Annotated in this window: 18 protein-coding genes; 7 read left to right on the top strand and 11 right to left on the bottom strand. The window is 70.3% G+C overall.

From position 1 onward, the window contains the following. Positions 1 to 3 precede the first annotated feature (3 nt). Positions 4 to 1,317 carry an AI-2E family transporter gene (locus tag ACFVYR_RS33330; RefSeq protein ID WP_384261645.1) on the top strand — a complete coding sequence of 438 codons (1,314 nt, stop codon included), beginning with the start codon at positions 4 to 6 and terminating at the stop codon, positions 1,315 to 1,317. A 72-nt stretch (positions 1,318 to 1,389) separates the two neighbouring features. Here ACFVYR_RS33330 and ACFVYR_RS33325 read toward each other — a convergent pair whose 3' ends face one another. Next, complete coding sequence (locus ACFVYR_RS33325) at positions 1,390 to 1,923, bottom strand: alkyl hydroperoxide reductase (protein WP_055568864.1); 534 nt, start codon at positions 1,921 to 1,923, stop codon at positions 1,390 to 1,392. 16 nt (positions 1,924 to 1,939) lie between these two features. Continuing rightward, positions 1,940 to 2,494 carry a peroxiredoxin gene (locus tag ACFVYR_RS33320; RefSeq protein WP_384263317.1) on the bottom strand — a complete coding sequence of 185 codons (555 nt, stop codon included), beginning with the start codon at positions 2,492 to 2,494 and terminating at the stop codon, positions 1,940 to 1,942. 133 nt (positions 2,495 to 2,627) lie between these two features. Here ACFVYR_RS33320 and ACFVYR_RS33315 point away from each other — a divergent pair, with 133 nt between their 5' ends. After that, a complete protein-coding gene (locus ACFVYR_RS33315; protein WP_384263315.1) occupies positions 2,628 to 3,584 on the top strand; it encodes a LysR substrate-binding domain-containing protein in 957 nt (318 codons plus the stop codon). A 150-nt stretch (positions 3,585 to 3,734) separates the two neighbouring features. Here the strand turns inward: ACFVYR_RS33315 and ACFVYR_RS33310 are convergent, their stop codons facing one another. From ACFVYR_RS33310 to ACFVYR_RS33300, 3 genes are read right to left on the bottom strand one after another with little or no spacing between them, the layout of a single operon-like run. Continuing rightward, complete coding sequence (locus ACFVYR_RS33310; protein WP_384263312.1) at positions 3,735 to 6,146, bottom strand: ABC transporter permease; 2,412 nt, start codon at positions 6,144 to 6,146, stop codon at positions 3,735 to 3,737. Beyond that, the gene (locus ACFVYR_RS33305) at positions 6,143 to 6,829 is read right to left on the bottom strand and encodes an ABC transporter ATP-binding protein (protein ID WP_384263310.1); all 687 of its coding nucleotides are present in this window, start codon (positions 6,827 to 6,829) and stop codon (positions 6,143 to 6,145) included. The genes ACFVYR_RS33310 and ACFVYR_RS33305 overlap by 4 nt, the downstream gene beginning before the upstream one ends. After that, positions 6,826 to 7,353 (bottom strand): PadR family transcriptional regulator, encoded by a 528-nt coding sequence (locus tag ACFVYR_RS33300; protein WP_384263307.1) that lies wholly within the window; start codon positions 7,351 to 7,353, stop codon positions 6,826 to 6,828. Before ACFVYR_RS33300 ends, ACFVYR_RS33305 begins: the two co-directional genes overlap by 4 nt. 251 nt (positions 7,354 to 7,604) lie before the next feature. Between ACFVYR_RS33300 and ACFVYR_RS33295 the strand changes: the two genes are divergently transcribed. Beyond that, the gene (locus tag ACFVYR_RS33295; protein ID WP_384263305.1) at positions 7,605 to 9,857 is read left to right on the top strand and encodes a transglycosylase domain-containing protein; all 2,253 of its coding nucleotides are present in this window, start codon (positions 7,605 to 7,607) and stop codon (positions 9,855 to 9,857) included. Positions 9,858 to 9,970: 113 nt separating this feature from the next. On the opposite strand, the gene ACFVYR_RS33290 is transcribed toward ACFVYR_RS33295, so the two are convergent. The 4 genes from ACFVYR_RS33290 to ACFVYR_RS33275 form a co-directional block, all read right to left on the bottom strand. After that, positions 9,971 to 12,037, bottom strand: a complete 2,067-nt coding sequence (locus tag ACFVYR_RS33290) for a SpoIIE family protein phosphatase (RefSeq protein ID WP_384263303.1) — start codon at positions 12,035 to 12,037, stop codon at positions 9,971 to 9,973. A 62-nt stretch (positions 12,038 to 12,099) separates the two neighbouring features. Then, complete coding sequence (locus ACFVYR_RS33285; RefSeq protein ID WP_384263301.1) at positions 12,100 to 12,741, bottom strand: class I SAM-dependent methyltransferase; 642 nt, start codon at positions 12,739 to 12,741, stop codon at positions 12,100 to 12,102. Positions 12,742 to 12,857: 116 nt separating this feature from the next. Beyond that, entirely contained in the window at positions 12,858 to 13,544 is a 687-nt protein-coding gene (locus ACFVYR_RS33280) for a DUF402 domain-containing protein (protein WP_384263299.1), read from the bottom strand. A gap of 52 nt (positions 13,545 to 13,596) precedes the next feature. Then, the gene (locus ACFVYR_RS33275; RefSeq protein ID WP_384263297.1) at positions 13,597 to 15,009 is read right to left on the bottom strand and encodes a class II fumarate hydratase; all 1,413 of its coding nucleotides are present in this window, start codon (positions 15,007 to 15,009) and stop codon (positions 13,597 to 13,599) included. A 122-nt stretch (positions 15,010 to 15,131) separates the two neighbouring features. On the opposite strand from ACFVYR_RS33275, the gene ACFVYR_RS33270 reads away from it, so the two are divergent. Continuing rightward, positions 15,132 to 16,694: a ricin-type beta-trefoil lectin domain protein gene (locus tag ACFVYR_RS33270; protein WP_384263294.1), complete on the top strand. Its 1,563-nt coding sequence runs from the start codon at positions 15,132 to 15,134 to the stop codon at positions 16,692 to 16,694. A 52-nt stretch (positions 16,695 to 16,746) separates the two neighbouring features. Here the strand turns inward: ACFVYR_RS33270 and ACFVYR_RS33265 are convergent, their stop codons facing one another. Continuing rightward, positions 16,747 to 18,423: a fumarate hydratase gene (locus ACFVYR_RS33265; RefSeq protein ID WP_384263292.1), complete on the bottom strand. Its 1,677-nt coding sequence runs from the start codon at positions 18,421 to 18,423 to the stop codon at positions 16,747 to 16,749. A gap of 167 nt (positions 18,424 to 18,590) precedes the next feature. Here ACFVYR_RS33265 and ACFVYR_RS33260 point away from each other — a divergent pair, with 167 nt between their 5' ends. Both ACFVYR_RS33260 and ACFVYR_RS33255 read left to right on the top strand, forming a co-directional pair. Further along, positions 18,591 to 19,244: a DUF1707 domain-containing protein gene (locus ACFVYR_RS33260; RefSeq protein WP_384263290.1), complete on the top strand. Its 654-nt coding sequence runs from the start codon at positions 18,591 to 18,593 to the stop codon at positions 19,242 to 19,244. Between the two features lie 153 nt (positions 19,245 to 19,397). Further along, positions 19,398 to 19,772: a WhiB family transcriptional regulator gene (locus ACFVYR_RS33255; protein WP_384263287.1), complete on the top strand. Its 375-nt coding sequence runs from the start codon at positions 19,398 to 19,400 to the stop codon at positions 19,770 to 19,772. Positions 19,773 to 19,880: 108 nt separating this feature from the next. On the opposite strand, the gene glpX is transcribed toward ACFVYR_RS33255, so the two are convergent. Next, entirely contained in the window at positions 19,881 to 20,912 is a 1,032-nt protein-coding gene (glpX, locus tag ACFVYR_RS33250; protein WP_384263285.1) for a class II fructose-bisphosphatase, read from the bottom strand. A 204-nt stretch (positions 20,913 to 21,116) separates the two neighbouring features. Here glpX and ACFVYR_RS33245 point away from each other — a divergent pair, with 204 nt between their 5' ends. Continuing rightward, on the top strand, positions 21,117 to 21,719 hold the full coding sequence (locus ACFVYR_RS33245) for a DUF4245 domain-containing protein (RefSeq protein ID WP_384263284.1): 603 nt from the start codon (positions 21,117 to 21,119) through the stop codon (positions 21,717 to 21,719). Positions 21,720 to 21,888: the final 169 nt, after the last annotated feature.

Raw genomic sequence — 21,888 nt, 5'->3', positions numbered from 1 at the left:
ATCATGTCGCGAGTGCCAGGATGGCTCGGCCGGCTGGGCGCCGGGCTGAGTGAGATGGGCGAGAGGTTGAACGAGCAGCGCCGCGACGAGGACGCCGACTCCGAGACCGACGAGCCGGGAGTCTCCTCCGCCGAGGACACCGAACACGTGCCGCCGCCGCCCGCGTACGCGCCGGCCATAGCGGCCAGACCCGACCCTGTGGCCTCCATCCCGTGGGGCATGCGCGTCGCGGCCGAGGCCGGCTGGCGCCTCCTCGTCCTCGCGGGCACCCTCTGGGTCCTGATGAAGGTCATCAGCGCGGTGCAGCTCGTCGTGCTCGCCTTCGTAGCCGCGCTCCTGTTCACCGCGCTGCTGCAGCCCACCGTGGCCCGGCTGCGGCGGCTCGGGCTTCCGCGCGGCCTCGCGACGGCGGTCACGGCGATCCTCGGCTTCGTCATCATGGGCCTGGTCGGCTGGTTCGTGGTCTGGCAGGTCATGGAGAACGCCGACGAACTCTCCCGGCAGGTCCAGGGCGGCATCGAGGATCTGCGCAAGTGGCTCCTCAACAGCCCGTTCCACGTGACCGAGGACCAGATCAACGACATCGCCAAGAGCCTGCGGGACGCGGTCGGCTCCAACACCGAGGAGCTCACCTCCGCGGGCCTCGAAGGCGTCACCGTCATCGTCGAGATGCTGACCGGCATCCTGCTGGCGATGTTCTCGACGCTCTTCCTGCTCTACGACGGCAAGCGCATCTGGCAGTGGTTCCTGAAGCTGATGCCCGCCCAGGCGCGGCCCGGCATCGCGGGCGCGGGGCCGCGGGCGTGGCGCACGCTCACCGCGTATGTGCGCGGCACGGTGATAGTGGCTCTCATCGACGCCATCTTCATCGGCCTCGGCATCTACTTCCTCGGGGTGCCGATGGCGGTGCCGCTCGCCGTCATCATCTTCCTCGCCGCGTTCGTGCCGCTGGTCGGTGCCGTGGTCTCCGGCGCGCTCGCGGTGGTCGTCGCGCTGGTGACGCAGGGCGTGTTCACCGCGGTGATGGCGCTCGCGGTGGTCCTCGCGGTGCAGCAGATCGAGGGGCACATCCTGCAGCCGTTCATCCTCGGCCGCGCGGTGCGGGTGCATCCGCTGGCGGTGATCCTGTCCGTCGCCGCGGGCGGCATGGTCGCCGGGGTCGGCGGTGCGGTCGTGGCGGTACCGCTGGTGGCCGTCACCAACACGGTCGTCGGCTACCTGCGGGCGTACTCCCGCGAGGCGGCGCTCAAGCAGGCGCCGCAGCCGAGGGGGGCCACCGCCGTGGACGCCGCCCCGGCGGAGCCGCCGCAGCAGTAGCTCCGGGACACACGAAAACACCGGCCGGGCTGGAGGAATCCAGCCCGGCCGGTGTTTTCGAGGGTGCGGAGGTCACTCCGCGAGGTGCGCCTCGGAGTCCAGCGTGACGCCCACGGCCTGGATGACCGCGGCGATCTTGAACGCCTCCTGGATCGTCTCGCGGTCGACACCGGCCTTGCGCAGGACCTGCTCGTGCGAGTCCAGGCACTGGCCGCAGCCGTTGATCGCGGAGACCGCGAGGGACCACAGCTCGAAGTCGACCTTCTCGACGCCCGGGTTGCCGATGACGTTCATCCGCAGACCGGCGCGCATCGTCCCGTACTCCGGGTCGGAGAGCAGGTGACGCGTGCGGTAGAAGACGTTGTTCATCGCCATGACGGCGGCGGCCGACTTGGCGGCGGTGTACGCCTCGGGGGAGAGGTTGGCCTTCGCCTCGGGCTCCAGCTCGCGCAGCACCTTGGGGGAGCGGGACGCGATGGCGCAGGCCAGCACGGTGCCCCACAGCTGCTGCTGCGGCAGGTCCGAGTTGCCGATGACCGAGCCGAGGTTCAGCTTCAGGTCCTTGGCGTAGTCCGGTACGGCGGACTTCAGTTCGTCGAGTGCCATGTCAGAAGACTCCTGTTCACTCGCCCGAGAGCAGCGCGACCGGGTCGAGGGTCTCGTCGCCCTGGGTCCAGTTGCACGGGCAGAGCTCGTCGGTCTGCAGGGCGTCGAGGACCCGCAGGACCTCCTTGGGGTTACGGCCCACGGAACCGGCGGTCACCATCGTGAACTGGATCTCGTTGTTCTGGTCGACGATGAAGACGGCGCGCTGCGCGAAGCCGTCCGCGCCCTCGATGCCGAGCTCACGCATGAGCTCGTGCTTCGAGTCGGCCATCATCGGGAAGGGCAGGTCGGTGAGGTCCGGGTGGTCCTTGCGCCAGGCGTGGTGCACGAACTCGGAGTCACCGGAGAAGCCGAGGATCTGGGCGTCGCGGTCGGCGAACTCGTCGTTCAGCTTGCCGAACGCCGCGATCTCCGTCGGGCACACGAAGGTGAAGTCCTTGGGCCAAGCGAAGACGACCTTCCACTTGCCCTCGTAGGTCTTGTGGTTGATCTGCTCGAACTCCGCGCCCTTCTCAAGCGAGACGCAGGCGGTCAGGTCGAACTCGGGGAACTTGTCACCGACAGTGAGCACACGTACTCCTTGCAGCAGAGAGACTCCCTTTTGGGGAGTTTCCTGTGGGGTTGGACTGATGTCGATGGTGGCACAGGGTGCATTGATTACGGAAATAGCTAGAGTGGGTCGTGTTGATCGGAGGTGGTTATCAGTGCGAGCCATATATAGGGGAAAGCCGACAAACGGCAGGCAGCCGAGTCTTGCGCAGCTGCGCGCCTTCGCCGCCGTGGCCGAGCATCTGCACTTCCGGGACGCCGCGGCCGCGATCGGGATGAGTCAGCCCGCCCTCTCCGGGGCCGTGGCCGCGCTGGAGGAGGCACTGGGTGTCAAGCTCCTGGAGCGGACCACCCGGAAGGTGCTGCTCTCGCCCGCCGGCGAGCGGCTCGCCCTGCGGGTGAAGGCGGTCCTCGACGAGGTCGAGGCGCTCATGGAGGAGGCCGACGCCGTCAAGGCACCGTTCACCGGCGCGCTGCGGCTCGGCGTGATCCCGACCGTGGCGCCGTACCTGCTGCCCGCGGTGATCACGCTGGTCCACGACAAGTATCCCGACCTGGACCTCCAGGTGCACGAGGAGCAGACCTCCTCGCTCCTCGAAGGGCTCACGGCCGGACGGCTCGACCTGCTGCTGCTCGCGGTGCCGCTCGGGGTGCCGGGGGTGGCGGAGCTGCCGCTCTTCGACGAGGACTTCGTGCTCGTCACGCCGCTGGATCACTGGCTCGGCGGCCGCGAGGGCATTCCGCGCGAGGCGCTGAAGGAGCTGAACCTGCTGCTCCTCGACGAGGGGCACTGCCTGCGGGACCAGGCCCTCGACATCTGCCGGGAGGCGGGCCGCGCGGAGGCTCCCGTCACCACGACCGCCGCCGGGCTCTCCACGCTCGTCCAGCTGGTCGCGGGCGGGCTCGGCGTGACGCTGCTGCCGCGCACGGCTGTGCGGGTGGAGACGAGCCGCAGCAATCAGCTGCTCACCGGGTACTTCGCCGATCCGGCGCCGACCCGGCGGATCGCCCTCGCGATGCGGGCGGGGGCGGCGCGGGCCGCGGAGTACGAGGAGCTGGCGCGGGCCCTGAAGGAGGCGGTGCGGGCGTTGCCGGTGCGGGTGGTGGTGTGATCCCGCACCGGCGTACCGCCGCGATGCCGGTCCGCTGGCCGCGGGTCGGACGTGGCTGTCCGCGCAGCTCCCCGCGGCCCTGAAAGCAACCCCCGGCGCCGCCCCTGAAGGCCCCCTGGGCGCCGCCTCTGAAAGCCCCGGCGCCCGGAGCTACTCCGTGCGCAAGCCGTCCGGCCTCATCATGCGGCGCAGCGGTGGCAGGCTGAGGAGCGTGACGGCGGCCACCATCGCCGCGCCCGCGCCCGTCAGGGGCAGGAACGACCACCAGTCGGTGACCGACTTGTCGATCATGCGGGTCATGACCACGCCGAGGCCGAGACCGCCGATGATCGCGAGGCCGAGTCCGAGGGCGACCGGGACCGCCGTCTGCCACAGGAGCGACCACGCCATCGACGAGCGGCGCGTGCCGAACGCGGTGAGTGCCGCGAGCAGCCTCTTGCGCTCACGCAGTTGCTCGATCATCGAGACCAGCATGGAGGCCGCGATCAGCGTCATCGTGGCGCTCGCGCCGATCTGCAGACCGCGCGCGATGGACGCGTACTGCTTGTCGCGGTCGACCGACTTCAGGGTGTCCACACCGATGAACGGATCGATGCGGAGCGCCGTGTTGCGCACGTACTCCTCGGCGTCCGCCACCTTCGGGTCGGTCTTGACCCAGGAGGTCGTCGACGCGTCGTCCAGCTTCTTGACGTCGATGGCGCCCGGCGTCGCGAAGATGCCGTCGATCTTCCTGCCGGACGGGTTGGGCCGCGCCTGGACGGTGGGCGTGTCCTTGGGCAGCGTCCACAGGACCGGGTCCGCCTTCTTGTGGAAGTCGGGGTCGGGCCCGACATTGACCGGCTTGCCGGGGCGTGCCGTCTGGTCCACCCAGCCGTTCTGCTCCTTGCTGCCGGTGTGCGAGATGAAGGTGTCGCCGTCCTTGCACGAGCCGATGGCCGCCAGCTCGCCCAGGGTCGCGCAGGTGCCGATGGTCACCTGCGTGGTCGGCGTGAGGTTGTTGACCTTCTTGCCGTCGGGGCGGGTGACGAACGCCTGCACGGTCCCGATGACCTTGGTGACGCCCTTGGTCGCGGCGAAGTCGTCGATCATCCGCTGGCTGAGGGGGCCACTGGCGGCCCCGCTGCGGACCGTGAGCTGGGCGCGCGTGGTGTCCTGCCCCGTGATCTCGTTGAAGTCGTCGTGCATGGACGCGAACATCATCTGCAGCGCCACCGCGCCCGCCACCGCGACGGTGATCCCGCTGACCGCGCGGGATGCGGTGCCGGTGGTCATCTGAAGCCTGCGGACGGCGAGTTGCCAGGGCACGGGCCCGCCGCGCAGTCGTCCCACGACGGCCTCGACGAGCCAGGGAAGCAGCGCGCTGAGCCCGATCAGGGAGAGCGCCGAACCCACCGCGATCGCGGTCACGTTGACGGCGTCGTTGCCCATGTCGCGGTCGATGCGGCCGGAGTAGAGCAGGATGCCGATGCCGAGGACCGGCAGGACGAGCCGCCACCACAGGCGGCGCTTGCGCTGCTTGGCGCCCCGGAACACGCCGAGGGGTTCGATGGCGACCGAGCGCAGCGAGATCAGCGTCACCAGGACCGCGGCCACCGGCACGGCCACCGCGACCAGCGCGACCAGGCCGGGCGACGGCACCATGTCGGAGGGGTAGGCGCTGACGTTCGTCAGGTCGACCACGCCCACCAGCTCCCGCAGGAGCAGGAAGAACACGGCACCCGCGGCGAGCCCGAGGAGCGCGCCGAACAGCGCTTCGCCCGCCGCGATCCTGCGCACCGCACGGGCGTCCGCGCCGACCAGGCGCAGGGCCGCGAGCCGCCGGTCGCGCCGGTCGCCGCCGAACCGGACGGCCGTGCCGATGAAGATCGCCACCGGGGTGAGGAGGACGACGCAGATCAGCACGACGAGCGCCATCAGGAACGGGTCGAGGGGCAGTGAGTCGTCCTGCCCGAAGCCCTCGACGCGGTAGTTGTTGCCCGTCGCGGTGATCTTGTCGCTGCCCGCGTAGTAGTAGAGCTCCACGGGTGAGAGGAGGCCCGCCTCGCCGATGGTGCCGGTCACGCGGTAGTCGCCGAAGCGTTCCTTGAGCAGCTTGTTCGCCGGGTCGTCGAGCAGGTCGCGCAGCGCGGGCGAGACGACCATCTCGCCGGGCGCGGGGAGCTTGTCGAGTCCGGGCGGCAGCGCCGGGCTCCTGCCGTCGGCGCGCACGAAGAAGCCGGTCAGGCTCTTCTCGCGGAACGTGGTACCGGTGTTGCGCATGACCACCGTCGACTCGGACGCCTTGACCGGCGAACCGTCGAGGGAGGAGTGCGGTGTGCGGGCGAACGACCGGTCGTCGCGGTTCTGCAGCATGTTCGGCACCGATGCGGCGCCGAGCAGCAGCGCGACGCCGAGGCCGACGCCGACAGCGGTCAGGACCGTGCGGATCCAGCCCTCGCGGCCGCCGCCCGTCGCGAACCGTATGCCCATGCCCAGGTCGCGCAGCCAGGCGGCGACTCCGGTCGGGGCCTTGGAGCTCGGCGCCGCTGTCGAGGGCCCCGGGCGCACTCGGGTGTCGCTCATGAGGCCCGCTCCATGTCACGGGACTTCCCGTCCCGCACGACGATCTCGCGGTCGGAGTAGGCGGCGACGCGGGTCTCGTGGGTGACCAGGACGACGGCCGTGTTGGCCGAGCGGGCCGCGTCGGTCAGGAGCTCCATGACGCGCTCGCCGTTGAGCGAGTCGAGGGCGCCGGTCGGCTCGTCGGCGAAGATGACGCGCGGGGTGGTGGCCAGGGCGCGGGCGACGGCGACGCGCTGGCCCTGTCCGCCGGAGACCTCGCCGGGCCGCTTGGCGGCCACGTCGTCGACTTCCAGGCGCTCCATCCAGGAGCGGGCGGTCGCCTCGGCCTCCTTGCGCTTGACGCCGTTCAGGCGCAGCGGCAGTGCGACGTTCTCGACGCAGGTGAGCTCGGGCACGAGCTGGCCGAACTGGAAGACGAAGCCGAACTCGCTGCGGCGCAGGGCGCTCAGTTCGGCGTCCGACATGCCGGTCAGTGAGCGGCCGCCGTACGTGATGGAGCCCGCGTCGGGGCGGACGATCCCGGCGAGGCAGTGCAGCAGGGTCGACTTTCCCGAGCCGGAAGGGCCCATGACGGCGACGACCTCGCCGGGGTGGATGGAGAACTGTGCGCCGTCGAGCGCGGTGGTCGGGCCGTACGACTTGCGGAGTCCGTCGGCCACGAGGAGGGAACCTGCGGGGGTCATGAGGAGCGCACCTCCTGGGCGAGCTTGCCGAGGCGTGCGGCGGCCAGCTCAAGCCAGCGCAGGTCGGCTTCGAGGTGGAAGAGCGCGTGGTCGCAGATGAGCTGGTCGGCGAGGTCGCCCTTGCGCTTGCGGTCGGTGAGGATGCGCATCAGGCGCAGGTGCTCCGCGCGCTGTACGTCGAGGAGTTCGGCGGCGTCGCGGCCGGTGAGCAGCGCGAGGACGACCTTGGTGTAGAGCGTCGACTGGAGGTAGGGCTCCGGCTTCTCGGGGGTGGCGAGCCAGCGGTGGACGTCCGTGACGCCCGCCTCGGTGATCGCGTACCGCTTGCGCTCGGGACCGCCGCCCGCCTCTATGCCGTCGACTTCGACGAGGCCGTTCTTCAAGAGCCGGGACATGGTCGAGTAGACCTGCCCGTAGTGCAGGGGCTTGTCGTGCCCGAACTTCTCGTCGAAGGCGCGCTTGAGGTCGTAGCCGTGCCGGGGGCCCGACTCCAGGAGACCCAGAAGGGTATGGCCAATGGACATGCGGAGCACTCTACACGGTGTGTATACGTGCTGTGTATACGCGGCACGTATACACACCGTGCAGAGATCATTTGTGTGAGGGGCGGGCAACCATAGGGGCGCGGCGGACGTCGGTTCCTTAGGGGCAGGTGCTCATTGTCACGTCCGGAAAAGACCGGATGGGCAGGAGTTTGTCCCGCGGTGCGGTGTTAGCTTCATGAGCTGACTCGACGTACGCATGTTGACTAGACGGAAGCGGAGCACTCTCAGTCATGGGCCGAGCCGAAGAACGACAAGCGCGGCAGCGCGGTGCCCGCCGGGCAGCGCGCGGGCGCCCGTCCGGCGGGGGCAAGCCCAAGCGCACCGGCATACGCCGCTTCTTCACCTGGAAGAAGATCCTCGGCACGTTCTTCGGGTTCTGCCTGCTCGGCATGCTCGGCTTCGTGGTCCTGTACCTCGTGGTGGACGTCCCCGAGGGCAACCCCGCGGCGAAGATGCAGAGCAACGTCTACAAGTACAGCAACGGCGAGGTCATCGCCCGGACCGGCGACGTGAACCGCGAGATCGTCGACCTGGACAAGGTGCCCGAGGAGGTCCAGAAGACCTTCGTCGCCGCCGAGAACAAGTCCTTCTACAAGGACGAGGGCATCGACTTCAAGGGCACCGCACGAGGCGTCCTGAACACGGTGACCGGCAAGGGCAAGCAGGGTGGTTCGACCATCACCCAGCAGTACGTGAAGAACTACTACCTCAGCCAGGACCAGACCGTCAGCCGCAAGCTGAAGGAACTCGTCATCTCGCTGAAGGTGGACCGCGAGAAGAGCAAGGACGACATCCTCGCGGGCTACATCAACACCAGCTACTACGGCCGCGGCGCCTACGGCATCCAGGCCGCCGCCCAGGCCTACTACCGCGTCGACGCCAAGGACCTCAACGTCCAGCAGGGCGCCTACCTCGCCGCGCTGCTCCAGGCCCCCAGCCAGTACGACTGGGCGGCCGCGACGCCGACCGGCAAGAAGCTCGTCAAGCAGCGCTGGAACTACGTCCTGGACAACATGGTCGAGGAGGGCTGGCTCGACTCGGGCAAGCGGGACGAGCTGAAGTTCCCCACGCCGAAGCCCCCCAAGGCCCCGCCCGGCCGCGAGGGCCAGATCGGCTACCTGGTGGAGGCCGCCAAGCGCGAGGTGCTGCGCAACAGCGACCTCAGCGAGGCCCAGTTCGAGGCCGGCGGCTACACCGTCACGCTGAACATCGACCCCAAGAAGCAGAAGCAGCTCGAACGGGCCGTCGACAAGAAGCTGAACGACAGGCTCGACCGCAAGAAGAACAAGGCGGACGCGCGGGTCCAGGCGGGCGCCGCGTCCGTCGACCCGAAGACCGGCAAGGTTCTCGCCATGTACGGCGGCGAGAACTACGTGAAGCACTACACGAACAACGCCGTCCGCCGCGACTACCAGTCCGCCTCCACCTTCAAGCCGCTGATCCTCGCCGCGGCCCTGGAGCACGGCGCCACCACGCAGGACGGCAAGCCGATCACGGCGAACACGATCTACGACGGCACCAGCAAGCGGCCGGTCAGGGGCAGTGAGGTCGGCTTCGCGCCGCCGAACGAGGACGGCGTCAACTACGGGCCCGTCACCGTCCAGAAGGCGATGAACAAGTCCATCAACTCCGTCTTCGCGCAGATGGGCGTCGACGTGGGGATGCCCGAGGTCATGAAGATGGCCGGCACGCTCGGCATGAACGTCGACGGCCTGCCCGCCGTGCCCGCGCAGACCCTGGGCTCCATGGGCGCGAGCCCGCTGGAGATGGCGGGCGTCTACGCCACGCTCGACAACCACGGCAAGAAGGTCACCCCGGCGCTCGTCGGCTCCGTCGAGCACAAGGACCGCGCCGTCGACCTGCCCGACCCGATCGGCGACCAGGTCATCAAGCGCGGCACCGCCGACTCGCTCACTTCGGTCCTGACCGGTGTGGTCGACGACGGTACGGGCCACGCGGTGCGCAACCCGTCGCAGGACGTGGCGGGCAAGACCGGTACCTCCGACGACAACAAGTCGGCCTGGTTCACCGGCTACACGCCGAAGCTGGTCACCTCCGTCGGCCTCTTCGGCGAGGGCGCCCCGGGCACCCCGGAGAGGGGCCGGCAGGTTCCCATGAAGGGCGCGCTCGGCGAGGCGCGCATCGACGGCGGCAGCTTCCCGGCCGAGATCTGGGCGGCCTACACGTTCGACGCCATGGGCGCGCCGAGCGAGTTCGACCTCAAGACGGACATGGGCGCGGCCGTCGCGCCGCCGCCGGACCCGACGTCGAAGGCGCCCAAGGAGCCGACGAGCACCCCGACGGAGCCGACGCACAAGCCGACCCAGAGTCCGACGCAGAGCCCGACGCAGAAGCCGACGCAGAGCCCGACCCAGAGTCCGACGCAGAAGCCGACGCAGAAGCCGACGCAGACCCCGACGGCCCCGCCGACCTCGACGATCGACCCGGAGGATCCCGAGGACGGCTTGTTCGGCAGGGACTGAGCAGGACGGGCTCCGAGCCCGAGCACGAAGAAGCAGGCTCCGAGACCGAGCACGAAGAAGGCGCCCCGGACCGAAAAGGTCCGGGGCGCCTTCGTACGTCGCCTGCGGGGCGCTCAGCTCCGGTTCAGCTCGAACCAGACCACCTTCCCGGTGCTCAGCCGCGTCGCGCCCCAGCGCCGCGCCATCTTGTTGACCAGGTACAGGCCGCGACCGCCCTCGTCGGTGGCGCGGGCGTTGCGCAGCCGGGGCAGCTGCGGCACGTCGTCGCCGACCTCGCAGCGCAGCACGTCGGTGCGGAGCAGGCGCAGCGTGATCGGCCGCGACGCGTACCGCACGGCGTTGGTCACGACCTCGCTGACCAGTAGCTCCACCGAATCGGTCAGCTCCTCGAGACCCCAGCGCACCAGCGCGCTGCGGGCCAGCCGGCGGGCGCGGGACGGCGTCGCGTTCTCCGGCTCCAGGAACCAGTACGCGACGTCGCTCGGGGCGATCCCGTCGAAGCGGGCGGCGAGCAGCGCGATGTCGTCGTCCCGGTCGCCAGGACCGAGCATGTCGAGCACCTCGTCGCAGAGCGCCTCCAGGGGCGGCGGGTGGTCGGGGCCCGTCAGCTGCGCGGTGGCGGCGAGCCGTTCGCGCAGCTGCTCTATGCCGGTCCACACGTCGCGAAGGCGGGACTCGACGAGCCCGTCCGTGTAGAGGAGGAGCGTCGCGCCCGCGGGGGCGTCCAGCTCGACGGCCTCGAAGTCGACGCCGCCCACGCCGATGGGGGCGCCCGGCGGCACCCGGAGCACCTCGGCGCGACCGCCCAGGTGCAGCAGCACGGGCGGCGGGTGGCCCGCGTTGGCGATGGTGATGCGGTGCGAGACCGGGTCGTACACCGCGTACAGGCAGGTGGCCATGCGGTCGGAGCCGAGCCGCTGGGCCTGCTCGTCCAGGTGGTGCAGGACCTCCTGGGGCGGCAGGTCGAGACCGGCCAGGGTCTGCGCCGTCGTGCGCAGCTGGCCCATGATCGCGGCTGAGGTCATGGAGTGCCCCATGACGTCGCCCACGACCAGGGCGACGCGGCTGCCGGGCAGCGGGATCGCGTCGTACCAGTCGCCGCCGACGCGGGCCGTCTCGGCGGCCGGGAGGTAGCGCGAGGCGAGCCGCACGCCGGTCGGGCGCGGCAGCGTCTCGGGCAGCATGGTGCGCTGCAGCTCGTCGGCGATGTACGCCTCGCGGCCGTACAGGACGGCCTTGTCGATGCCGAGCGCGCTGTGCGTGGCCAGCTGGGCGGCGACGAGGAGGTCGTCGCCCTCGAACGCGGGCCGGTCGGGGCGGCGCAGGAACACGGCCGCGCCGATCACCCTGCGGCGGCCCCGCAGCGGCGCCAGTATGGCCCGCTGGCCGCCCGGCAGGGTGCGCCCCTCGCCGAGCAGCTCGGGCAGCGCCGCCCGCGCGGCCACCGAGTCCGCGAAGACCGGGCGCACGCCGCGCAGGACCTCGGCGAGCGCGCCGCCCGGCCGCACCTCGCACAGCTCGGCGCTGCCCATCACGTCGGTGATGTCGGACTGCACCATCTGCAGCGCGGGCTGCGTGCCGCCCTCGGTGTCCGGCTCCTCGGCGCCCTCCTCGATGGAGCGCAGCCGGTCGGAGCGGCGCAGCCGGAGCACCAGCGGACCGGTCGGCCGCTCGTCGCCGACGGGCAGCGGGTCGCGCAGATAGACCAGGATCGCGTCGGAGAACGTCGGCACCGTCGCCCGGCACAGGCCCATCACGATCTCGTCGAGGTCGATGCCGCGCGCGATGCGCCGGGTCGCGGCGCCCACGAAACGCAGCCGGTCACCGTCGCGCCGCATCGCCACGGGGCCCGAACCCGGCGGTCTCGGCTGCCCGGAGCGCCGCTCCCCGCCGTCCGGCGGGGCCGGGAGTCCGGCAGGGGCGGGTCCGCCCTGGGACGGCACGCCGCTCTCGGGCACCGGGCGCGGCCGGTGCGGGTCGGGCTCGGCGGCCGAGGACTGGGAGTGCTCGCCGGACGGCACGGGGGCGCCCGGGCGCGACTCGCCGGCTTGCTGTGCCGCTGACCCGGCGCCCGCCGATGGTTCGGTGGAACGCAGCAGCGCCCCGCGGGAATCCGCGGGGGCGGTCGTCCCGGCACCTGGTGCCTTGCGACCCTCGTGGGGGGTGAGGTGCTCCGTCACGCGTTTCGAATCCGTCCGTCCGGGGCTGCGCGCCGTGCGCGCCGTCCAGCGTTGCACGTTGCTCAGCCGCGTCGGCAGTGCAGAAAGACCTGGTGCTCGGGTGGTACGTCGGTGCTCGCGGGGGCGTACGAGTACGTGTCCTCGCCGGTGATCTCGAAGCCCGCGTCCCGTACGACCTGCCGCAGTTCGTCCCGCAGGTAACCGGATACCCGGATTGTGTGTCCCAGGAACGGAATTGCCGCGTCATCCAGGTCGGCCTCGACCATGGACAGCTCCATCAGGCCTCCCGGCCGCAGCAGACCGTGCAGCCGCCGCAGCGCCTCGGGGATCTCCACGCGCGGCAGCATCAGGAGGGCGAAGAAGCAGACGATGCCGTCGAACGTGCCGACCCCGCCCGGTCCATCCGCCCGCAGGTCCGCGATGTCGAGTTGCCGGAACTCGACTGCCGGGACGTTCTTTCCTGCCAGCTCCAGCATGCCCGCCGAGATGTCCGTGCCGAGCACCGAGTGGCCGGATTCGGACAGCTGGCGGGCGGTGGGCAGGCCGGTGCCGCAGCCCACGTCCAGGACGCGGGACCCGGCCGGAAGCGCCTCGGCGATACGGCGTCCGGCGTCCAGTTGGCCTTCCTTGTGCGGGAAGGCGTCGTCGTAGTGCTGCCCGATGGCGTCAAAGGCCTCGGCCTGACCTCTGCGGTCCTCGCTCACGTTCTGCCGCCCCTCGATGACTTCCTGTCAGGCACCGCGCGAACGCACGGAGTTGCTGTGGTGCGCCCTTGCGGAGGACGATCCTACGTTTGAACCACGGGGGCGCATCAAGGGTCTCATGTCGACACGTGCGCGGGCGTACGGTCCCAGTCATCCGGAAGGGACGGTACGACCCAGGACGGATCGGGACGCCAGTGCTGCCAGCCGTCCGAAAACGGTGTGCCCCAGGACTCGATCACGTCAAGTGCGGCGCGTCCGGCGGCGCGTACCCCGGCGGCCTTGTCCGCGTCCATCAGGCCCACTCGGCGGGCCTGCTCGAACTCGTCCTCGTCGTGCCAGCGCCAGCTGCGGTCCGGGCGCACGGAGATGTCCAGAAAGTGGTCCTCGGAGTCGACGCCGCCGGCCCAACGCACGCGCGGCTCCTCCAGGTTCACGTACCAGTTCTTGAACTTCCAGCCCGCGTCCCAGAACAGCCAGACCGACCAGGGCTCGCCCGGCCGCGCGAGCTTGAGGACGCCGGTGCCGAACCAGCGGTCCCTGCGTACCGCGCGCGGCTTGGTGTAGCGGGTGGCGAGCGGTTCGCGGTGCAGGGGAGTCCCGTCGGCGATCACCGGCTTCACGCACTCGGTGCCGGGCGCCATCCACGCGGCGAGCAGTTCGGCGGTGTCGCGCACGACGGTGACGGGGCGGCAGATGTGGACCCGGGTACCGGAGTTCTCCCGGTACCGCCACAGGACGTGGTCCCCGGGCGCCCACCGCGCCGCTCCGCCACCGGCCGTCGTCTTCCCGTCGAGGTCTGTCATGGACAGATACTAGACGCCCCCTCCGCCGGGGGCGGGTCCGCGCCGGGACGCGTCAGGGGTGCGTCATGCGCAGGACGTCCAGTGCCTCGTCCAACTGCTCCAGGGTGAGGTCGCCCCGGTCGACGTAACCGGATTCGAGCACCACTTCGCGGATCGTCTTCCGTTCGGCCAGGGACTTCTTCGCCACCTTCGCCGCCTCCTCGTACCCGATGTACTTGTTCAGCGGCGTCACGACGGAGGGCGACGACTCGGCGTACTCACGGGCCCGTTCGCGGTGGGCGGTGATCCCGTCGACGGTACGGTCGGCGAGCAGGCGCGAGACGTTGGCGAGCAGCCGGATCGACTCAAGGACGTTCTTGGCGATGACCGGGAGCATGACGTTCAGCTCGAAGTTGCCCGCGGCGCCGGCCGCCGCGACCGTCGCGTCGTTGCCTGTGACCTGCGCGGCGACCATCAGGGCCGCCTCAGGAATCACCGGGTTCACCTTGCCCGGCATGATCGACGAGCCGGGCTGCAGATCCGGCAGGCTGATCTCGGCGAGCCCCGTGCGCGGGCCCGACGCCATCCACCGCAGATCGTTGGCGATCTTCGTCAGGCCGACCCCGATGGTCCGCAGCTGCCCGCTGGTCTCGACGATGCCGTCCCGCGCGCCCTGCGCCTCGAAGTGGTCGCGCGCCTCGGTCAGCGGCAGGCCGGTGGCCCGCGCGACCTCGGCGATGACGGCGGCGGCGAAGCCGGGCGGAGTGTTGATGCCGGTGCCCACGGCGGTGCCGCCCAGGGGCAGTTCGGCGAGGCGGGGCAGCGAGGCGCGCAGCCGCTCGACGCCGTACCGCACCTGCGCCGCGTACCCGCCGAACTCCTGGCCGAGGGTCACGGGGGTGGCGTCCATGAGGTGCGTACGGCCGGACTTCACGACGTCGGCGAACTCCTCCGCCTTGCGCTCCAGGGCGGCGGCGAGGTGCTCCAGGGCGGGGATCAGGTCGCCGGTGACCGCGCCCGTCGCCGCGATGTGGATCGAGGAGGGGAAGACGTCGTTGGACGACTGCGAGGCGTTCACGTGGTCGTTGGGGTGGACGTCGCGGCCGAGCCGTTCCGTCGCGAGGGTGGCCAGGACCTCGTTGGTGTTCATGTTGGACGAGGTGCCGGAGCCGGTCTGGAAGACGTCGACCGGGAAGTGGTCGTCCCAGCGCCCTTCGGCGACCTCGGCTGCCGCGGCGGCGATGGCGTCGGCGACGTCCTTGTCGACCACGCCCAGCTCCGCGTTGACCTGGGCGGCGGCCGCCTTGATCTGCGCGAGGGCGGCGATGTGGGCGCGTTCGAGTACCTGCCCGGAGACGGGGAAGTTCTCCACCGCGCGCTGGGTCTGGGCCCGCCACTTGGCGTGCGCGGGGACCTGTACCTCGCCCATGGAGTCGTGTTCGATCCGGTACTCGCCGGTGCGGTCGTCGCTGGCGTCACTGGTCATGCCCTGAACCTACCTCTCCGTTCAAACCCCGTGAAAAGTTGAGCACTTGTCTTGTTCCAGGTATTCCCAAGCCTCCTACCCACCAGTAAAAACCCTGGGTAACACCACACCGGGGAGGCGCAATGAAGCGCATCAGACGCAGCGGACGAGGCAGCGGACGAGGCAGTGGCAGGGGCCGGCTGCGATGTTCGTTCGCGGCAGCCGTCGCGATGACGGCGGTACTCGGTACGGCAGCCGCCGTACCCGCCCAGCCGGCGGACGGGAGCGGGCAGAGGGCGCCCGCCGCGACGCCCCTCCCGCCCGAGCTGGAGAAGATCCGGGCGGACGAGGCCACCAAGCTGTACGGCGGCCCCGCCGAGCGCCCGATGGCCGACCGCAAGACCGGTCTGATCTCGCTCGGCGACAGCGAGATCTCCGGCGAGGGCGTGGGCCGTTACGAACCGGGCACCGACGGCCCCGACAACTGGTGTCACCGCTCGCCGGACGCCGCGATCCACCGCACCGGCATCCCGGCCGACGTGACGTACAACGTCGCCTGCTCGGGGGCGCAGACCGTCAACATCAGGATCGGCGGCCAGAAGCAGTACGCCGACGAGCTGGTCCAGAGCGACAACCTCGCCATCAAGGCGCGCAACACCAGGATCAAGGCGATCCTGCTCGTCATCGGCGCCAACGACGACCTCGAATTCGCGCCGGTGATGACCGACTGCGTGACGCGTTTCCTGCTCAGCCAGGGCTCCTGCGCGGGCAAGTACACGCCCGGCTGGCAGGCGCGTGTCGACGCCCTCGTACCCAAGGTCGAGCAGTCGCTGCGCGACCTGAAGACGGTCATGAAGGACGCGGGCTACCAGGAGGGCGACTACAAGCTGGTCGCCATGGGCTACCCGAGCCCGATCGGCCCGGACTTCCGCGACAACCCCAAGTTCCCGGGGAAGCTCGCCTGCGGCGGACTCGGCTACGACTCCGACACCGAGTGGGGCCGCAACTACGCGGTGCCCGCCTTCGAGACCGGCATGCGCAAGGCCGCGCGGAACGCGGGCGCGACCTACCTCGACAACTCCCGCCTCTTCCACGGCCACGAGGTCTGCACGGAGGACACCTGGGCACGCGGCCTCTACGTCGACGTGTCCAACCCCTTCCCGCCGGACTCCAACTCGGTGCGCCAGTCCTTCCATCCGAACGCCCGCGGCCACGCCGCCTTCGCGTCCTGCCTCACCCAGATCTACCGCTCGGACCGGCGCGAGGGCAGCTGCGCCGACCCGGCCAGCACGGGGAGTCCCGCCCTGTATGAAGGCGCGTGGGACGACGCGTACAAGCCGCTGAAGAACGCCGGCACCGGCACCTGCGTGGACGTCGACGCGTCCAAGAGCGCCAACGGCACCAAAGTCCAGGGCTGGGACTGCACCGGAAACCGCAACCAGACCTGGTGGTACGACGACGCGCGCGGCTCCCTGCACACGGGCCTGACCCAGGACCGCTGCGTGGACGTGCCGGACGCCTCCTACAAGGAGGGCACCGCCGTCACCCTCTGGAACTGCCACGGCGGCGCCAACCAGAAGTTCGTGCGCGACGCGGGGACGGTGCGCCCCGCCGCCGACACCGGACTCTGCCTGACCCTTGCGGGGGCCAGGGAGCCGGTGCGGCTGCAGAAGTGCACGGGGGCGGCGAACCAGCGGTTCGCCTGAGAACGCCGCAGGGACCCTTCACGCGCGCGTGAAGGGTCCCTGCCGCCAAGTGCTACGCCAGGCCCGGTCCGCGCACGGGAATGTGCGTGAACGTCGGTTCCGGGGCCGGGTTCTGGAAGAAGTCGTTGCCCTTGTCGTCGACCACGATGAAGGCGGGGAAGTCCTCCACCTCGATCTTCCAGACCGCCTCCATGCCGAGCTCCTCGTACTCGACGACCTCGACCTTCTTGATGCAGTCCTGGGCGAGGCGCGCCGCGGGGCCGCCGATGGAGCCCAGGTAGAAGCCGCCGTGCGCGTCGCACGCGTCGGTGACCTGCTTGCTCCTGTTGCCCTTGGCCAGCATCACCTTGGAACCGCCCGCCGCCTGGAACTGCTCCACGTAGGAGTCCATGCGGCCGGCCGTCGTCGGGCCGAAGGAACCGGACGCGTAACCCTCGGGGGTCTTCGCGGGGCCGGCGTAGTACACCGGGTGGTCCTTCAGGTACTGCGGCATCTCCTCGCCCGCGTCGAGCCGCTCCTTGATCTTGGCGTGCGCGATGTCGCGGGCCACGACCAGCGGCCCCGTGAGCGAGAGGCGGGTCTTCACCGGGTGCTTGGTGAGCTCGGCGAGGATGTCGTCCATCGGCTGGTTGAGGTCGATCTTCACGACGTCCGCGGCCTCGGCGTCGTCGTTGAGGGTCTCGTCCGTCGTCTCCGGCAGGAAGCGCGCCGGGTCGGTCTCCAGCTGCTCGAGGAAGACGCCCTCGGCGGTGATCTTCGCGGTGGCCTGGCGGTCGGCCGAGCAGGAGACGGCGATGGCGACGGGCAGCGAGGCGCCGTGCCGCGGCAGGCGCACCACGCGCACGTCGTGGCAGAAGTACTTGCCGCCGAACTGCGCGCCGATCCCGATCTTCTGCGTCAGCTCGAAGACCTTCTCTTCGAGCTCCTTGTCGCGGAACCCGTGGCCGGTCGCGGAGCCCTCGGCGGGCAGTTCGTCGAGGTAGTGCGCGGAGGCGTACTTCGCGGTCTTGAGCGCGAACTCGGCGCTGGTGCCGCCCACGACGATCGCCAGGTGGTACGGCGGGCACGCGGCCGTGCCCAGGGAGCGGATCTTCTCCTCCAGGAACTTCATCATGGAGGCCTCGTTCAGGACGGCCTTCGTCTCCTGGTAGAGGAACGACTTGTTGGCGGAGCCGCCGCCCTTGGCCATGAAGAGGAACTTGTAGGCGCCGCCGTCGGTCGCGTACAGCTCTATCTGGGCGGGGAGGTTGGAGCCGGTGTTCTTCTCCTCCCACATGGTCAGGGGGGCCATCTGGGAGTAGCGCAGGTTGAGCTTCGTGTACGCGTCGTAGATGCCCTTGGAGAGCGCCTTCTCGTCCTCACCTTCGGTGAGGACGTTCTGTCCGCGCTTGCCCATGACGATCGCGGTGCCGGTGTCCTGGCACATGGGCAGCACGCCCGCCGCCGCGATGTTCGCGTTCTTCAGCAGGTCGAGCGCCACGAACTTGTCGTTGCCCGACGCCTCGGGGTCGTCGACGATGCGCCGCAGCTGGGCCAGGTGGGCGGGCCGCAGGTAGTGCTGGATGTCGTGGATCGCCTCGGCGGCCAGCTTGCGCAGCGCCTCCGGGTCGACCTTGAGGAACGTCCGCCCGTCGGCCTCGAAAGTGGAGACACCCTCGGAGGTCACCAGCCGGTACGGGGTGGTGTCCTCTCCCAGCGGGAGCAGATCGGAGTACTCAAACTCTGGCATTACGGCCATTCCTCACTCGGCAGACAGCGGCGCGGCCTCCATTGGCGACGCGCCATCCAGCGTAGAGCGCGCGGAACGAGCCGGGTCTGTGAGGTAGGGCTCAGTAACCCGAGGCGGGTTATCCACAGGGGTAGTCGCGATCTATCGCGTTTGGGTACGCTGCTTTCGTGGACCTCGAAAAGCAGCCCTCAGCGCTCCGTGCCTCCGACGCCGACCGGGATCGGACGGCGGACATCCTGCGTGAGGCCCTGGCCGAGGGCCGCCTGACCGCGGAGGAGCACTCCGAGCGGATCGACGGGGTGTATGCCGCCAAGACCGTGGCCGAACTGGAGCCGCTGGTGCGGGACTTGCCCGCGGCGCACGGGCGGCCGTCCGCCGGGAGAGGAGCCCCCGAGCCCGCCCCCTCCAGGCCGTCCCCCGGCGTCGTCCCGCCGGTCGCCGACGAGAACTTGGTGGCGGTGCTCAGCAGTTCCGCGCGCAGGGGCCGCTGGCGGGTGGCCCGCCGCACGCACGCGTACGCCGTGTTCGGCAGCGTCGAGATCGACCTGAGCGAGGCGATCTTCGAGCAGCGCCAGGTGGTCATCAAGGCCGTCGCGATCTTCGGATCGGTCGAGATCCGCGTCCCGGAGAACGTCTCGCTGCGCGGCAGCGGCACCGGCGTCCTCGGCAACTTCGAGGTGGACACGCTCGACTCGCCGGACCAGGACGCCCCCGTCGTGTACGTGGACGGCATAGCGGTCCTCGGCAACATCGAGGCACGGCCCAAGCGCGGCAAGCTCGTCCGCGATCTGCACCGGCAGCTGCGCAAGCACTTCGGATGAAGGCGGCGCACGGGCCGTCGCGGGGACCAGGTCACGGGTCGTCCCGGGGAAGCTGAACGTCCGTAATCGGAACTCAGTGCATAGGCGCGCACACAGCGGGTAGAGCTTGCTGCATCGTCTCTCGCTCGCGAAGCCGTCGTCAGGAGTAGACCCGTGCTGCAACCGTCGCGTCAGTCTCTGCAGGCCGCCGCCGTTCCGGCACAGCGGGTGCCCGTGCGAGATCGGGACGATGACGCCCCATGGCACACCGAAGCCGTGTGCCGTCGTGACGAGGCGGGCCTGTTCTTCGCCCCGTCCAAGGAGCCGACCGCGGCGCGGCTGTCACGCGAGGAGGCGGCCAAGCGCGTCTGCGCCCGCTGCCCCGTGATGGTCGAGTGCCGCGAGCACGCCCTCCTGCAGCCCGAGCCGTACGGCGTCTGGGGCGGCCTCACCGCCGCCGAGCGCCGCGTCGTCCTGGCCCGTCGTCGCCGGCGCGACCTGGAGCTGCAGAAGGCGGCGCACGCGACGGGTATCGCGGCGGCGGGCTAGCCCTCCGCCCACGCACGCCGAAGGGGGCGTCCCCCGCACGGGGCGCCCCCTCCGACGTATGCCTTGTTCCTGTCCGGTCCGGCCGGTCCGGCCTGCTCGGCCCGCGTCCTACTTGGCGCGGTCGAAGTCGATGGCGCTGTACGCGCGCAGCTTCGACAGCCGGTGGTCGGAGTCGATCTTGCGGATCGTGCCCGACTTGGAGCGCATGACGAGGGACGACGTCGAGGCGTTCGCCGCCCGGTAGCGCACGCCCTGGAGCAGCTCGCCGTCGGTGATGCCGGTCGCGACGAAGAAGACGTTGTCGCCCTTGACCAGGTCGTCCGTGGAGAGCGTGCGGTCCAGGTCGTGGCCCGCGTCGATGGCGCGCTGACGCTCCGCGTCGTCCTTGGGCCACAGCTTGCCCTGGATGGTGCCGCCCAGGCACTTGATCGCGCAGGCCGAGATGATGCCCTCGGGGGTGCCGCCGATGCCCATCAGGAGGTCGACGCCGGTGCCCTCACGGACGGCCATGACGGACCCCGCGACGTCGCCGTCCGAGATGAACTTGATGCGGGCGCCCGTCTCGCGGATCTCCTTGACGATGCCCTCGTGGCGCGGGCGGTCGAGGATCATGACCGTGACGTCCTCGGGCGAGGAGTTCTTGGCCTTGGCGACGCGGCGGATGTTGACCGAGGCGGGCGCGTTGATGTCCACGTAGTCCGCGGCCTCGGGGCCGGTGACCAGCTTGTCCATGTAGAAGACGGCGGACGGGTCGAACATCGCGCCGCGGTCGGCGGCGGCCAGCACGGCGATGGCGTTCGGCATGCCCTTCGCGCAGAGGGTCGTGCCGTCGATGGGGTCGACGGCGATGTCGACCTCGGCGCCGGTGCTGTCGCCGATGTGCTCCCCGTTGAAGAGCATCGGGGCCTCGTCCTTCTCACCCTCACCGATGACGACGACGCCGTTCATCGAGACGGTGGAGACGAGGGTCCGCATGGCCCTGACGGCCGCGCCGTCCGCGCCGTTCTTGTCGCCGCGGCCGACCCAGCGGCCCGCGGCCATGGCGGCCGCCTCGGTGACCCGGACGAGCTCCAGGGCGAGGTTGCGGTCGGGAGCCTCGGGGGAGACCTCGAGCTCGGAAGGGAGATGATGCTCGGTCATCGGAGAGCACCTTTCTGCTGATACAAAAAAGTGGCGCGCCCGTAGGGCGTCCTTGGAAGGGCGGTGGTGGGAGACGGGAGGGCGGCCGGATGAGGGCGTGGCACGACTCTATCCGTAGGCCGACAAAATGAGCAGTGGGCCCCACGCATGAGCGGGGCGGGCACCGGGGGGCGAGTCGCGCCGTGCGCCTGAGACCATGGGGGCGTGGCAGGAAGACAAGGCACTCAGACGGTCAAGAACATGCTGTGGTCGTTGGTGGCGATCACCCTCGCTGCGGGCGTGATCTACATCTTCGTACCGCACGACGAGTCCAAATCGTCCGTCAAGCGGGTCGACTACCGCGTGGAGCTCCTGACGGCACGGCGGGCGGCGTCGTACCCCGTGGCGGCGCCCGAGGGGCTGCCCAAGGAGTGGAAGCCGACGTCGGTGCGGTACAAGGGCGCCGAGGACGACAGCTGGCACCTGGGCTTCCTCGACCCGCACGACGAGTACGTGGCGATCGAGCAGTCCGTCTCCGCGAAACCGGCCGCGTTCATCAAGGACGTCACGCACAACGCCTCGAAGACGGAAGCGACCGAGGAGGTCGGCGGCCGCACCTGGCAGCGGTACAAGGGCTCGAAGTACAACGCCCTGGTGCTCGGCGGGCAGGCCGAGAAGGCCGAGAAGGCCGAGAAGGCCGAGAAGAGCGACGAGGACGGCAAGAGCGACGAGGGCGGCAAGGGCGGCAAGGGCGCGACCACGGTGATCACCGGTACGGCGTCCTTCGGGCAGCTGGCCAAGATGGCCGAGTCGCTGAAGATGTCGTGACCGCGCGCATGCGTGACCGTCAGGGCGTATGACGGTGATGTGACGGTGAAACGCGAAGGGCCCCCGGCGATGACGCTTGAGTTCTAGTGGTCGTTGCAACACCCCAGCTCAGGGGACGCGATGGCCATCGATTACAGCAAGCGACGCAAGCCCGCAGGGCATGCTCCGC

Origin of the sequence: Streptomyces sp. NPDC058284 (genome assembly GCF_042881135.1) — a bacterium.
Taxonomy (GTDB): domain Bacteria; phylum Actinomycetota; class Actinomycetes; order Streptomycetales; family Streptomycetaceae; genus Streptomyces.
This window is presented reverse-complemented; position numbering and strand designations above follow the sequence as displayed.

What these genes read in the sequence shown, in the direction of transcription:
- ACFVYR_RS33280 (WP_384263299.1), bottom strand. Translation starts at nt 13,544, where the DNA reads ATGACAGACCTCGACGGGAAGACGACGGCCGGTGGCGGAGCGGCGCGG.
- ACFVYR_RS33300 (WP_384263307.1), bottom strand. Translation starts at nt 7,353, where the DNA reads ATGTCCATTGGCCATACCCTTCTGGGTCTCCTGGAGTCGGGCCCCCGG.
- ACFVYR_RS33265 (WP_384263292.1), bottom strand. Translation starts at nt 18,423, where the DNA reads ATGCCAGAGTTTGAGTACTCCGATCTGCTCCCGCTGGGAGAGGACACC.
- glpX (WP_384263285.1), bottom strand. Translation starts at nt 20,912, where the DNA reads ATGACCGAGCATCATCTCCCTTCCGAGCTCGAGGTCTCCCCCGAGGCT.
- ACFVYR_RS33270 (WP_384263294.1), top strand. Translation starts at nt 15,132, where the DNA reads ATGAAGCGCATCAGACGCAGCGGACGAGGCAGCGGACGAGGCAGTGGC.
- ACFVYR_RS33295 (WP_384263305.1), top strand. Translation starts at nt 7,605, where the DNA reads ATGGGCCGAGCCGAAGAACGACAAGCGCGGCAGCGCGGTGCCCGCCGG.
- ACFVYR_RS33330 (WP_384261645.1), top strand. Translation starts at nt 4, where the DNA reads ATGTCGCGAGTGCCAGGATGGCTCGGCCGGCTGGGCGCCGGGCTGAGT.
- ACFVYR_RS33325 (WP_055568864.1), bottom strand. Translation starts at nt 1,923, where the DNA reads ATGGCACTCGACGAACTGAAGTCCGCCGTACCGGACTACGCCAAGGAC.
- ACFVYR_RS33275 (WP_384263297.1), bottom strand. Translation starts at nt 15,009, where the DNA reads ATGACCAGTGACGCCAGCGACGACCGCACCGGCGAGTACCGGATCGAA.
- ACFVYR_RS33305 (WP_384263310.1), bottom strand. Translation starts at nt 6,829, where the DNA reads ATGACCCCCGCAGGTTCCCTCCTCGTGGCCGACGGACTCCGCAAGTCG.
- ACFVYR_RS33310 (WP_384263312.1), bottom strand. Translation starts at nt 6,146, where the DNA reads ATGAGCGACACCCGAGTGCGCCCGGGGCCCTCGACAGCGGCGCCGAGC.